Raw genomic sequence first — 13,098 nt, 5'->3', positions numbered from 1 at the left:
GGAGTCGGTCCCGAGGGGACGGTCAGAGGGGGTCGTCGGTGACGGGGATCTGCCCCCGGTCCTCCGTCTCGCCGAGTTCGTCCGGGCTGATGTCGAACTCGAACACCTCCTTCGGGAGCGCGAGCGTCGAGCAGGCGTTCGGGATGTCGACGACGCCGCTGTGGCGCCCCTCGATGGGCACCGTCCCGAGGATCATCAGCGCCTGCTCGCCGGTGTAGCCGAACTTCTTCAGGTACTCGATCGCCTCGAGGCAGGCCCGTCGGTACGCGACGTGCGGGTCCATGTAGTGCTGGGTCCCGTCCTCGTCGACGGAGTAGCCCTCGAACACCACGTAGTCCGAGAAGGTCGGACCGCGGTGTCCCGGCTCGAAGATCGGGTGGCCGACGCCGTGGGTCTCCATCCCGTTCTTGACGAGCTCGAACTTCACGTCGACGTACCCGGCCATCTCGATGGCGCCGCAGAACGTGATCTCGCCGTCGCCCTGCGAGGCGTGGATGTCGCCGATGCCGAACTTCGCGCCCTCCACGAACACCGGGAAGTAGATGGTGGAGCCCAGCGAGAGGTCCTTGATGTCGGTGTTGCCGCCGTGTTCGCGGGGCGGGACGGTCCGGGCGCCCTCCTCCTCGATGCGCTCGGCGACCTCGCCCTCCGCCTCGCCCGCCTGGGCGCCGTCCGGCGTGGGCGGGCTCGCGACCGGCGGCTCGGACTCCCCCGTTGGGTGGTTCGGGATCGACTCGGGGTCCTCGTCGTGCTTGTCGATCAGTTCGGCCTCCCGGTCGACCCACTCCTCGAGCAGTTCCTGCGACGGCGCGGTCCCGATCAGCCCGGGATGGATCTTCCCCTCGTAGTACACGTCCGGGATGTGCCTGGACGAGACGTACGTGCCGTCGAGGTCCCAGATGGCCTTCGCGGCGTCCGGGAAGTGGTCGGTCAGGAAGCCGCCGCCGTTCTGCTGGGAGAAGATGCCGGTGAATCCGAACTCCGACCGGTCGTTCAGTACGCCGATGTCGAGCAGCGTGACCTTGAGCAGGTCGCCGGGCTCGGCGCCCGCGACCTCCACCGGCCCGCTGAGGTAGTGGACCTGGTTGAGGTCCACGTCGCGGACCTCGTTCGGATCGTCGTTGTCGAGTATCTGTCCTCCGGTCCAGTCGAGGCACTCGAGCCGAACCGTCTCCCCGGGTTCGGCGTGGACCGCCGGTTCGATCTCGGGATGCCATCGGTTGAACGGGTTCGCCCCGGGCTGGTCGTCCGGGGGTCTCGTGGTGTCGACCTCGAAGTGTACTTCGGGCATGGCAGTCTGGGCTGACGCACCCGCGTACCTATTGTACCGACAATAAGTAAGGGTTGTTCACAATTCTCACGGTCGTGGGGCGTGCAGTCCGAACGGGGGGCCATCGGGCGATCCGGCGACCGGGCGGACCCGAGGTCGCGGCGACGGGCGTCCTCACGTGCCCCTCCGAGACGCCCTCGTGGGGGGCGGCGTGAACGGTTCGTTTGTGATAACTCTCGTTAACACGGGGATCTATCACGCCGGCCGTCGTCGTTCCCGTCGAGGCCGGAGCAGGCACCGACGATAGCCACCGTCGGTCACCATGCCCCACTCTCCGCTTGCTCATCGGCCTCGTTCCGTGCGGCGTTGGCGAGGGTGGGGGGACGTCCTCCCACCCGCTTCCCGAACGTCTCTCCCCTTCCCTCCCGGCGACCGATCGGTGCGGCGTCCCGGCGGGGTCGGCACGGCGACGAGACGCACGAGAACGCGTTCGGTCGTCGAACGGAGTGAAAACATGCCGGGGGTGGGCTCCGAACCCACGATCTCCGCATGGCCCAGGTACGAGGCTCGGCGGGCCCCGTTGGGGCGGAGGCTTCCAAGGCGTTCCGCACCGAATCTCGAAACCCTATGAGTGCGGCGCTATGTCCAGCTAAGCCACCCCGGCTCACGTCCACGTCGGGCGGTCGCACTCTTGAACCTTCCCATCCCGAGCGGGTTCGGCACGACGGGTCACACCCGCGGGTCGGTCCGGCGGCGCCGCGCCGGCGGCGACGGAGACGCGGGCGGTCCGGCGGCGCCGGCGGATCGCGGGCGCGTTCTCGCCGGCCGGGCGCGTACCCGCCGGGTTTAAGCCACGCGGCGGGCGAACGGCTGGTATGACGCTGCCGGAACTGGTCCAGGGGGAGCTGGGCGAGGAGAGCCCGGTCGCCCGCGTCCACCTCGGCGGTGACGACGAGCTGTTCGTCACCGCGACCCGCACCCTCGTCTACCGCGCCGAGGGGCTGCTCTCCGACGAGTCCGTCGAGGAGTACCCGCACGACGCCGAGCGGGTCTCCGTCTCCGAGTCGCGCCGCAAGGCGAAGGTCACCCTCGAGTACGGCCTCGACGGCGAGCGCACCTTCTCGGTGCCGCGCGGGAGCCTCGAGGAGGTGCTCCACCCGGTCCTCGCGGGCGTCCTCTCGGCGGCGGGGATCACCGACCCCGGCGAGACCGTCGAGCGGACGTTCCGGTTCTCGGAACTCACGCTGGTCGTCACCTCCGCGCGCCTGGTGAAGCACGTCGGCGCCGCCGTCTGGGACGAGGACTACGAGGAGTTCCGCTACGACGACGTGAGCGACTTCGACGTCGAGGAGGGGAGCCACGCGACCACGCTCGTGCTCGCGACGAACGGGCGCCAGGAGCGGTTCAAGGCGCCCAGCGACCGCGCCCGCGAGATCGAGGAGACCCTCGCGGACGCGCTGCTGGACCACTACGACGTGGCGACCCTGGAGGAGTTCCGCGCGCTCTCGGCGGAGGCCGACGGCGAGGACGGCGACGGCGGCGCGCTCGACCGCGCCGACTTCGGCGGCGGGCCGGACCCGCTTTCGGCCGAACCGGCCGAGATCGACACCGACGCCGGCACCCGCGATGACCCGCTGGAGGACCCCCCGTCCGACCCCGGCGGCGCCGCCGACGGTACGACCGCGGGCGTCGGCGCCGCCGCGACGGAGCCGCCCCGTCGGGCCGACGACGCCGAGGCCGGAGCGGCCGGCGAGGCCGCCGCAGCCGGGGACGCGTTCGGCGACAGCGGCTTCGAGCCGGCCGAGCCGACCGACGACCTCGCCGAGGAGGTGGCGGCGCTGCGCGAGACCGTCGACCGGCAGGCCGAACGGCTCGAACGCCACAACGAGCTCATCGAGCAGCTCATCGAGGAACTCCGCCGCGGCCGCTGAGGGCTCCGGCCGCGTCCGCTCCCGGGCCGTCGCCGCCCGGGCCTCGCCGCCGCGACTACTCCTCCCGGCCGGTGACCTTCCTGATACACGAGGAGCCGAACGGCCCGAGCTCCCCCGCGTCCAGACGGACGAAGTGGCCGGTCGTGATCCCCGCGCCGCAGCGGCGACACGAGAAGTCGCCCTCCCGGCGGACCACCTGCGAGTCGAAGCGGACGAACCCGGAGCCGTGGACGCGGACGACGGCGTCCTCACGCTCGATGACGCCGCGCCGCTCGGCCTCCTCCAGCACCTCCCGTGTGACGGCGGGGCTGGTCGTCACGGTCTCCAGCCGGTCCAGCAGCTCAGGGAGCGGGAGCTCGTCGTCCTCGAGGTGGTCGAGCAGTTCGACGCCGAGCGCGACCGTCTCCTCGCGCGGCCGCGCCGGCCCGTCCCGGTCGTCCGTCACGTCGCCGCGTCGGTTGGCGACGCCGGCGCTTAACAGTCCCGGGAGCGTCCGGGGACGCCGCCGGAGCGCCCCACGGCTCGCCTCGCAGTTCGCCCCACGGCGCCCCGTGCAGTTTCACCAAACGCCGTTCACTGCGGTTCCGCCGCGGTGCCGACGCCCCGCCGGGACCGCGTCGTTTATTCGCCCGACGCGCCCACTTCGGCCGTGAACCGTCGAGTCGTCGCCGGGGGGGCCGTCGTCGCCGCGGTCGCCGTCGCCGCCGCGCTTACCTCGCCGGCGGCGGTGCTGGAGCGGGTCGACTGGATCGTCGCCGACCCGGTCCGCTTTCTCGCGGCGGCGGTCGCGCTCGCGCTGGTGCGGCCGGCGCTGGCGTGGCCGGTGACGCTGCTGGCGGTCGTCGCCGGCTACGGCTTCGGCCTCCGGGCGGTGCCGCTGGCGCTGGGGCTGATGGTGCTCACGTCGGTCCCGCCGTACCTGTTCGCCCGCCGCGGCCGCGACGAGGAGGGCGCCGTAGGCGCCGAACTCGCCGCCGGAACGGGCGCGACCGCGGCCGTGGGCCGCGCCGTCGAGCGCGCCGTCGGCGCCGGCGAGCGCGCCGTCTCCGTCGCCGGCGGCACCCGGTCAGTCGCCGCCTCCCGCCTGCTGCCGCTGCCCTCCGACGCCGTCTCGGTCGGGGCGGGCCTCGCCGGCGTCCGGACGGTCCCCTTCGTCGTCGGCAGCGCCCTCGGCGAACTCCCCTGGGCCGTCGCCGGGACGGTCGCCGGCGCCTCCGCCGGCCGGATCGCGACCTCCGGCCTGGAGGGCGTGTTCGACCCGTGGCTCGTCGCCGCCGCCGGGGTCGCTGGCGCCCTGCTGCTCGTCGGCCCGGCGTACCGTCACTACTCGTCGGCGCCCTGACCCGGACTACTCGTCGGCGCCCTGACCCGGCTCCCGGGCCAGCAGGAGCGCGTCCGTGCCGTCGTCGTAGAACCCCGGCCGGCGCTCGACCCGTCGGAACCCCAGTCCCTCGTAGAGCCGCCCGGCGGCGTCGTTGTCGGCGGCGACGAGGAGCGTGACCCGCCCGTCGGCGCCGTCGAGAACCCGCGAGAGCAGCCGCGTGGCGCGCCCCTCGCGCCGGCGTTCGGGGTGGACGACCAGCTCCGCAACGTGGACGCCGTCGCCGGCGACGGGGAGCGCGTAGCCGACCGGACCCGCGGGGCCGGAGCCGGACCGGTCCTCCTCGGTACCGACGTCGTCGACGAGCACCGCGCCCGTCCGGAGCCCGTGCGCGAGGAGGTCCGGGCTCGGCTCGCGGAGGTACCCCTGGAGGGCGCGGAGCGCGGGTTCGTCGGCCGGCCGCCCCGGACGGACCGTCACGGGAGGACGGGGAGGGTCGCGAGCGCCGCGGTCGCGACCGGGAGCGCCGTCTCCGGCGCCACGGTCAGCGCCGCCTCTAGCGCCGCCGTCAGCGCCGACGGCGAGGGGGGCGGCGCCGCGCCGACGAGCACCGAGAGGGCGACGCCGGCGAGCGCCCCCGAGAGGGTCGCGAGCGTGTTCACCGCCTGGTTCCCGAGCCGGTCGCCCTCGACGGTCGCCCCGAGGAAGCTGTCGACGGTCATGCCGACGAAGCCGGCGCCGGCGACCGCGACGGCCGCGGGGGCGAACGCGGCGCCCGCGGAGACGACCGGCGAGGGGGAGCCGACGACGACCCCGGCGTCCGCCCCGAGCGGCATCGCCAGCACGGCGGTGAGGGCCACCAGCCCGGCGCCCGCGACGCCGGCGACCTCGCCCTGCCAGGTGACCGCGCCGTCCGTGCCCGGCTCGACCGGCCGCAGCGTCGTGACGAGGCGGGGCGCGTCGAAGAGGCCGCCGAACTCCGAGGAGAGCGTGTCCGCCATCGCGGCGGCGACGGAGCCGGCGAACGCGAACGCGAGCAGGGTCGCCACGGCGGTGTCGGGCCACGCGGCCCTGGAGGCGGCGTACCCGAGCACCGCCAGCAGCGCGATCCCGGAGTTGCCGAGGACGTTGCCCGCGCCGCGGGCGCCGTCGTTGCCCTCGGCGACGCCGCGGGCGTCCTTCTCCTCGAAGCGGAACTTCGCCGCGAGGCCGCCGACCGCGAAGAAGGAGATCAGCACGAGGAACCAGCCGATCCCCCCGAGGACGACCGTCAGGAACGCGAGCAGCACGCCCGTGAGCATCCCGGAGACGGAGGCCGTCTCCAGCACGTACGAGACGAGGCCGAGGCCGACCGAGACGGCGAGGCTGGCCGCGACCAGCGCGGGCGTGACGGCGACGCCGTCGGCGGAGACGAGCGCCCACAGCAGCCACAGGAGGAAGCCCACCGACACCATGACGATGGGGTCGTCGCGGGGGAACAGCACCGAGCGGAGGAGCGCGGCGACGAGCGCGGCCGTCGCCGCGAGGAAGACGTACACCGGGACGGCCGACGGGTCGAGGCCGGCGCCGGCGACGGCGACGCCGACCTGGCCGAGCGTCGCGGCGACGAAGCCGGCGAACGCGAACGCCGTCGTCGTGGCGAACTCGTCGCCCGTGGACTCGCGGACGAACTCGCGACCGAGCACGCCGTACGCCAGCGAGAGGACGGCCGCCGCGAACACCGTCGTCGGCATCGGCGCCTGCGGGAGCGCCGTCAGCACGCCGAGGGCAGTCGCCGCGAGCGCGAAGCCCGCGAGGCCGTTGAGCCGGCGGTCCTCGTAGTCGCCCGGGCGGGCGAACAGGTCGAAGACCCGACCGTCGTCGACGACGAACGCCGCGAGGACGGCGACGGCGGCGAACGGGGCGGCGGCGGCCGGACCCAACGCCGGCGCGGCCAACACCGTCGAGGCGACGACGGCGAACGCCCCCGCGCGCCGGAGTCGGTGTCTCACGGCCGAGGGTACCCCCGACGCACACTTAACGGTCCCGGGACACCCCCTCGCCGGGCGCCCGCGCCGCGAGCGGGCGGCGCCGTCCCAGCCCCGGCACCGGCCGCGGCCTCGGGGGTCGCCGCCCCGGCGACCACACGCGTCCGCGGACGGCTCCCGTCGGGAGCGGTAACGCTTTCCCCCGTCCGGGCGCACACCTCGGAACGCAGTGGGACTCTACGACGCGTACCTCGGCGTGCGCCACCGCCGAAACGAGGGCGACCCCCCGGAGCACGTCGCGCTGGTCATCACCGAGCGCGACCTGCTCGAACAGGGCGCCTACGACACGCTCGAGGCGTTCCTGGACTGGGCGTTCGAGTACGGCGCCGAGCGGGTCACCGTCTCCGTCTCGGTGCTCGACGAGGCCGTCGTCGACACGCTCGCGCGCGAACTCGCGGGCGTCGACGCCCCGCGCCCGCTCGCCGTCCGCACGCCCGACGACACCGAGCGCGCCGACGCGCCGATCCGCGTGAACATCGGCCTCGGCGGCAAGCGGGAGTTCGCCCGCGCCGTCCGCGAGGTCGCCGCGGCGGTGGAGGAGGGCGACCTCGACCCGGACGGGATCGCCGAGGCCGACATCGAGGAGCGGCTCATCTTCCCGGAGGAGCCCGACCTGGTGATCAAGACCGGCGCCGAGCGCCTCTCGGACTTCCTCATCTGGCAGTCCGTCTACTCGGAGCTGTACTTCACCGACGTGAACTGGCGGGACTTCCGCAAGCGCGACTACCTCCGCGCGGTGCTCGACTACCAGAACCGCCAGCGGCGGTTCGGACGGTGACTGCTCGCCTTCCGACCCCCGTCGCGAGCGGAGCGAGGCGAGGTCGGTTCGGGAGGCGGGCGGTCGTCGACCGACGGCGTCCGCGCCGCCTCAGTCCGCCGTCTCGCCCGCCGCCGCGGGTTCGCCCACGTCGCCCGCCTCCAGCGCCTCGTCGACCTCCTCGGTCTCGCCCGGCAGGCGCTCGCGCAGGCGCGCGGCGACGCGGCGGGCCTCGTCGAGTTCGACCTCCGCGACGGCCCGCACGAGCGCGGCCGCCCGCTTCGTCCGGGTGCGCCGCCACGACTCCTCGCGCGCCTCGTAGGTGCGGATCGAGCGCAGGAAGTCCGCCTTCGAGAACTCCGGCCAGTACGGCGAGCAGAAGTACGCCGCCGCCTCGTTGCCGTTGGCGTGCCACGGCAGGAAGTTCGAGGTGCGCTCGTCTCCCCCCGTCCTGATGATGAGGTCCACGTCGCGGACGGGCCGGCGGTACAGCCGCGACTCCACCTCCGCGACGCCCACCTCGTCGGCGGAGAGGTCGCCGTCGGCGACGTCGCGGGCGACCGCCCGGACCGCCCCCAGCAGCTCGTTGCGGCCGCCGTACGCCAGCGCGACGTTGAGCGTGAAGTCGTCGTACTCGGCGGTCCGCGCCTCGGCGTAGTCGACGGCCTCCCGCACGCGCTCGGGCAGGCGCTCCACGTCGCCGAGCGCGCGGATGCACACGCCCTGCTCGTGGACGCGGTCGGCGTCGGCGAACTCGCGGAGCTTGTCCTCCAGCAGGTCGAACAGCGTCTCCCGCTGCTCCGCCGGTCGGTCGAAGTTCTCCGTCGAGAAGGCGTACAGCGTCAGCTCCTCGATCCCGAGGTCCGCACACCAGTCGAGCACCCGCTCGGTCGTGTCGGCCCCCGCGTGGTAGCCGTCGTGTGCGTCCGCGCCCTGCCGGCGGGCGTATCGCCGGTTGCCGTCCTGGATGATCGCGACGTGGTCCGGCCCGTCGCCGATCTCCCGGCGCAGCATCCGCTCGTAGGCCCGGTCTACCAGTTCCCCCAGGCGCGATCGAAGGCTCACTACCGGCCCTGTGAACGCCGCGGGATATGTGTCTTGCGAGGAATGTCGGCCGGCGGCCCGCGCCGCCCCCCGACCCCCGCGCCGCGCGCCCGTCTCCCCGCTCAGGCGTCGTCGCCGGGGGCGGTCGAGCCGGCCGCCGTCTCGCCGGCGACCGACTCCAGCACCTCCACCTCGCCGGTGAGCTGCCGGTGGACGTACGGCATGTCGATCCCCTCCTCGTCGAAGCGCTCCTTCACCGCCTGCACGTACTCCGACCGGACGCGCACGAAGTCCCCGCGGTCGGGCTCGTCGATCCAGAAGCGGCTCTGGAGCCCCACCGCCGAGTCGCCGAGCTCGATGACGCGCACCGAGGGCGCCGGGTCGTCGAGGATCCCGTCGACCCCCTCGGCCTCCTCGAGGATGCAGTCGGTCGCGTGGTCGATGTCGTCGTCGTAGCCGATGCCGAAGACGAACTTCTGGCGGAGCGTGTCGTAGGCGACGGGGTTGGTGATCGCGTTGTTCGCGAGCTCGCCGTTCGGGACGGTGATCCGCTCGTTGTCGAAGGTCCGCACCCGCGAGACGCGCAGGTCGATGTCCTCGACGCGCCCCGCGTTGTCGTTCCACTCGATCCAGTCGCCCACCTCGAACGGCTTGTCCTTGATGATGAACACGCCGGCGACGAAGTTGCCGATGAGGTCCTGGGCGGCGAAGCCGACCGCGAGCGCGAGCGCGCCGCCGAGCGTCGCGACCGCGGTGAGGAATCGCGGGAAGCCGGCGGCCATGAACCCGATAGAGATCGCCAGCACGACGACGAGCGCCGCCAGCACGCTGTCCGCGAGGCTGAGCACGGTTCGGTCGAAGCCGCGACGGTTCAGTACCCGATGTGCGATCGGGAGCAGGACCAGCTTCCCCAGGAGGTAGGTGAGCAGGAACCCGAGGACGAAGCCGATCACGTTCGTCGCGTAGCCGCCCAGCCGGGCGACGACCGCCCCGGCGTCGATCTGCAGGGCGAGCGCCGCGACCGTCGGTGTCACGCCGTACATGTACGGATCCCGGCTCGGTCGGGCGACGGAAGAATCTGCTGGCGTCGGCGGCTCTCGCGCGGGTCGCGTCGTCCGTCCCGGCGGTCCGGGCCCGCACCGGCGGCGCGCCCACGGCGCCGTTCCCACGCGAGCGACCTCACGGAACCGAGTGCCGCGGGCGTCCTCGGGCCGATCGCCGCGAGCGCCTCGGCTCAGTGGTCGGCCTCGTGGGGGTTCACCACCGTGCCGTACCGCTCGGCGTGGTCGGTGTACTCGATGAACCGCGGGGCGTCCGGGTCGAACGGCCGCTTCAGCGATTCGAACGCCTTCTTCTTGTCCCACGACTGGAGCCCCCCGATGGCGGACCGGTCCTCCAGGTCGTGGTAGTCCAGGTCCGGCTCGGTCAGCTCCCACGCCCGCATCCCCCGCTCCGTGCGGACGATGACGCTCGAGTATTCGTCGCTCGATCCGACTGAGCCGACCGCGAGGTCCGCACAGTACCCCGTGAAGTCGGCGCACTCGTCACACCCCTTCAGCGCGGCGTCGTGGAACCGCTCGACGTCCTCCCGGAGGACCTCCTCGCCGTCGCGCCCGTAGACGATCATGTCGCCGTGGAGGACGTCGAGCTTCCCGATGTCCTCCGGGGGGATGTCGCGCTTCTCGGCCAGCTGCTCGCCGACGAGCCGCTCGTAGTTGAAGTTCTTCGTGCACATCAACGCGATCGTGTAGTCGACCGCGCGGACGCCCTCCTCCTGGGCGGCGTAGTCCCACTCGAAGTCCCGGAGCGCCCGGATCCCCTCGATCTCGCAGGGCGTTCCCACCAGCGCGAGCGAGAGGTCCTCGGGCGGCCTGTCCGGGAGCTTGTGTCGCCACTGGTCGAGCCCGAGGTTCCCGAGCGCCATCGTCTGGTTGTAGAAGCTCCCCGCGTTCTCGATCAGCTCCTCGGGCGTCGTCGCGAGGAAGCTCTCGGCCTTCCAGGGCTCCTCCTCGGACTCGGTGGCGACGAGCGCGCCGTCGATCTCACCGGCCTCCAACAGGTGGATCAGGACCGAGGTGACGACGCCGCCGTCTTGGGCGTTCTCGCGCCACTCCTCCTCGACCTTCGCAGAGAACTCCGTGATCGGGTCGCCCGCCCCCTTCACGTTGTCCTCGCCGCCGGTGATCTTCCACTGGCGCTCGTAGCGGAGCCCGCCGCGGGGGCAGAAGTCCCAGCAGAGCGAGCAGCCGGTACACATCTTCACGAGCTCCGGCAGGCCGTCGTCCCCGATACCGATGGAGTCGGAGGGGCAGGAGGCGACGCAGGTGCCACACTGGATGCACCGCCCCTCGTCGATGACGGCCGCGTCCAGTTCCATGAACCACGTCTTCTCGTCCGGGGTCTCGATGTCGTTCATCTCCCCCCGGATGGAGTAGCCCGGCGTGTCGAGATCGACCCCCTCGGGGACGTTCACCCGCTCGGCCGGGTCGCCGCCGTCGACGTCCTGACTCGTTCCCTCGGCCGGCGGCGTGAACTCGAGGTCGCGGAGGGTCCCGTCCGCGTCGACGTTCGCCGGCGTCGTGCCCCCGTCGGCCGCGGCGGGCCGACCGCCGGTCCCGCCGCAGCCGCACGCGCCGCCGCAGCCGCAGGCGTCGCCGGCGGCGGAGGCGTCGTCCGCGCCGTCCCGGGCGTCGCCGTCGCCGCCGGGGTCGCGGTCACGGCCCCGGACGTACCGGATCGGCTTCCAGTCGGACGGGTCGCCGCCGACGCGACCGCCCCGACTGCCGTCCCCGCTCACGGGCGGCACGCCCGCCTCCCCGTCGGCCCCGCCGGCGTCCGGCACCCGCGGGAGCGGGCGGTCCGTGCCGTCGCGAGCGACGTCCCCGGTCTCCGCGAGTTCGGGCGCGGCGTCGGCGGGCGCGTCGCTCGACCGAGGTTCGGCGGCCGGCCGGTCGGCGCTGCCGTCGTCCACGCGGTCGCGCTCGTCAGTCATCGGCCGCGACACCCCCCGCGACGTTCGCCTCGGCCCGTTGCATGACCTCCCTGAGGTCGCCGTTGTCGCGGCGGCGACACCACTCGTAGAACCGCTCGCCCTCGCGGCGCTCCTCGGAGAACGCCGCGAACAGCTCCTCCAGCGCGGGGACGACCGACCCCGCCGGGACCGCGGTCTCGACCCAGTCGAGGAACTCGTTGTCGGCGCCGAGGCTGCCGCCGAGGCCGAAGTCCATCCCCTCCACGATGTTGTCGCCCTCGGCGTCGGTGCTATCCGGGTCGTCGCTCACGTTGACAGTCTCCCCCCGGAAGCCGATGTCGGCGATCTGCGGCTGCGCGCAGGAGGCCGAACAGCCCGACATGTGCATCCGCACCACCTCCAGGTCGTCGGGCGTCTCGACGCGCTCGTCGAGTTCCTTCGCCCACCGGCGGACGCGGTTCTTCGTCTCGATGATGCCGTAGTTGCAGAACTCCGAGCCGGTGCAGCCGACGGCGCCGCGGGAGAACGGTCCCGGGTCGGGCCGGTAGTCCGCGGCGAACGGTTCCGCGAGCAGGTCGTTCACGTCCCCCTCCGGGAGATGGGTGATCAGGAAGTTCTGGTCGGTGGCGAGCCTGACCGTCGCGTCGTCGGTGCCGTACTCTTTCGCGGCGCGGGCGGCCGCGGCGAACTCGTCGCCGCCCATCCGGCCCGCGATCACGTTGAAACCGACGTAGCGCAGACCCTCCCGCTTCTGCTCGTGGACGCCGACGTGGTCGCCGGTGTAGCCCACCGTCAGGTCCGTCCCCCTGCTCGGGAGGTCGACCGAACAGCGGTCGCGGACGGCCGCCTCGAACGCCTCGGGGCCCATCTGCTCGACGAGGTAGCGCATCCGGCAGACGCCGCGGTTGTGCCGGTCGCCGAGTTCCTTGAACGTCTGGGCGACCGCGCGACAGAACTCGACGGCGTCCGCCGGCGGGACGAACACGTCGAGCGGGGAGGCCATCCGCGGGCCGTCCGAGAGGCCGCCGCCGACCCGAACGTGGAAGCCGTACACGTCCTCGCCTCCGTCGGACTCGTCCGACGAGCCTCCGCTCGCGTCGGCGTCGACCGTCTTCCGCGCCGGCGTCAGCCCCACGTCGTTGATCTGCGACTGCGCGCAGTCCTCCCGACAGCCCGTAACGGTCATCTTGAACTTCCGGGGGAGGTTGGCGTACTCCCGGTTCTCCGTGAAGAACTCCGAGACGGCGTCGACCACCGGCTGGGCGTCGAAGCACTCGTGGTCTGTCAGGCCGGCGGCCGGACAGCCGAGCACGTTGCGCGCCGAGTCGCCGCACCCCTGAATCGTGGTGAGGCCGACCCCGTCATAGCGCTCCCAGATCTCGGGGACGTCCCCGATCTCGATCCAGTGCATCTGGACGTCCTGTCGGGTCGTGATGTCGAGGAACGCGTCCCCCCACACCGGGTTCTGTTTCTCGCCCCCGTACTCCGGGGGCGCGGTGGCGTACTCGTCGGCCACCTCGCCGATCACCTCGGCCTGTTCGGGCGTGAGGCGCCCGCCCGGTACCTTCGTTCGCATCATGAAGTACCCGTCCTGGCGCCCGTGGCTGTACAGCCCGGCCCATTTGAGCCGCTCCCACTCGCCGTCGCCCGCCCGCGCCTCGATCTCGTCGAACGAGAGCGACCCCTCCGCGTACGCGTACACGTCCTCGATCACGTCGAGGGGGTGTTTCTCCTGTTTCCAGCGCTCCACCGTGTTCATGGACGTGTGAACACACCA

Annotated in this window: 11 protein-coding genes and 1 tRNA gene; 3 read left to right on the top strand and 9 right to left on the bottom strand. The window is 72.9% G+C overall.

The annotated features are described in order from the left end of the window. Positions 1–22: 22 nt before the first annotated feature. Positions 23–1,291: a formamidase gene (gene fmdA / locus ACQUQ1_RS02385; protein WP_435062650.1), complete on the bottom strand. Its 1,269-nt coding sequence runs from the start codon at positions 1,289–1,291 to the stop codon at positions 23–25. 494 nt (positions 1,292–1,785) lie between these two features. Next, positions 1,786–1,934, bottom strand: a tRNA-Met gene (locus ACQUQ1_RS02380). A gap of 211 nt (positions 1,935–2,145) precedes the next feature. On the opposite strand from ACQUQ1_RS02380, the gene ACQUQ1_RS02375 reads away from it, so the two are divergent. After that, a complete protein-coding gene (locus ACQUQ1_RS02375) occupies positions 2,146–3,201 on the top strand; it encodes a DUF7115 domain-containing protein (protein ID WP_435062649.1) in 1,056 nt (351 codons plus the stop codon). Positions 3,202–3,256: 55 nt separating this feature from the next. Here the strand turns inward: ACQUQ1_RS02375 and ACQUQ1_RS02370 are convergent, their stop codons facing one another. After that, complete coding sequence (locus ACQUQ1_RS02370; protein WP_435062648.1) at positions 3,257–3,646, bottom strand: DUF5830 family protein; 390 nt, start codon at positions 3,644–3,646, stop codon at positions 3,257–3,259. Between the two features lie 204 nt (positions 3,647–3,850). Here ACQUQ1_RS02370 and ACQUQ1_RS02365 point away from each other — a divergent pair, with 204 nt between their 5' ends. Further along, on the top strand, positions 3,851–4,543 hold the full coding sequence (locus ACQUQ1_RS02365; RefSeq protein WP_435062647.1) for a VTT domain-containing protein: 693 nt from the start codon (positions 3,851–3,853) through the stop codon (positions 4,541–4,543). Between the two features lie 6 nt (positions 4,544–4,549). On the opposite strand, the gene ACQUQ1_RS02360 is transcribed toward ACQUQ1_RS02365, so the two are convergent. Both ACQUQ1_RS02360 and ACQUQ1_RS02355 read right to left on the bottom strand, forming a co-directional pair. Further along, positions 4,550–5,002, bottom strand: a complete 453-nt coding sequence (locus ACQUQ1_RS02360) for a GNAT family N-acetyltransferase (protein WP_435062646.1) — start codon at positions 5,000–5,002, stop codon at positions 4,550–4,552. Then, the gene (locus tag ACQUQ1_RS02355; protein ID WP_435062645.1) at positions 4,999–6,513 is read right to left on the bottom strand and encodes a DUF92 domain-containing protein; all 1,515 of its coding nucleotides are present in this window, start codon (positions 6,511–6,513) and stop codon (positions 4,999–5,001) included. The genes ACQUQ1_RS02360 and ACQUQ1_RS02355 overlap by 4 nt, the downstream gene beginning before the upstream one ends. A 205-nt stretch (positions 6,514–6,718) precedes the next feature. Between ACQUQ1_RS02355 and ACQUQ1_RS02350 the strand changes: the two genes are divergently transcribed. Further along, positions 6,719–7,327, top strand: coding sequence for an undecaprenyl diphosphate synthase family protein (locus tag ACQUQ1_RS02350; protein WP_435062644.1), 609 nt, complete (start codon positions 6,719–6,721; stop codon positions 7,325–7,327). Positions 7,328–7,417: 90 nt separating this feature from the next. On the opposite strand, the gene uppS is transcribed toward ACQUQ1_RS02350, so the two are convergent. From uppS to ACQUQ1_RS02330, 4 genes are all read right to left on the bottom strand, one after another. Then, positions 7,418–8,320 carry a polyprenyl diphosphate synthase gene (uppS, locus tag ACQUQ1_RS02345; RefSeq protein WP_435062807.1) on the bottom strand — a complete coding sequence of 301 codons (903 nt, stop codon included), beginning with the start codon at positions 8,318–8,320 and terminating at the stop codon, positions 7,418–7,420. A 152-nt stretch (positions 8,321–8,472) separates the two neighbouring features. Then, entirely contained in the window at positions 8,473–9,393 is a 921-nt protein-coding gene (locus ACQUQ1_RS02340; RefSeq protein ID WP_435062643.1) for a mechanosensitive ion channel family protein, read from the bottom strand. Positions 9,394–9,584: 191 nt separating this feature from the next. Then, positions 9,585–11,342, bottom strand: coding sequence for a Coenzyme F420 hydrogenase/dehydrogenase, beta subunit C-terminal domain (locus ACQUQ1_RS02335; protein ID WP_435062642.1), 1,758 nt, complete (start codon positions 11,340–11,342; stop codon positions 9,585–9,587). Then, positions 11,335–13,080 (bottom strand): nitrite/sulfite reductase, encoded by a 1,746-nt coding sequence (locus ACQUQ1_RS02330; protein ID WP_435062641.1) that lies wholly within the window; start codon positions 13,078–13,080, stop codon positions 11,335–11,337. The genes ACQUQ1_RS02335 and ACQUQ1_RS02330 overlap by 8 nt, the downstream gene beginning before the upstream one ends. Between the last annotated feature and the right edge of the window lie 18 nt (positions 13,081–13,098).

The sequence above is a fragment of the Halobaculum sp. EA56 genome, assembly GCF_051195075.1.
Lineage (GTDB): Archaea > Halobacteriota > Halobacteria > Halobacteriales > Haloferacaceae > Halobaculum.
The sequence above is the reverse complement of the archived record's forward strand: the minus strand, read 5'-3'. Positions and strand labels throughout refer to the sequence as shown.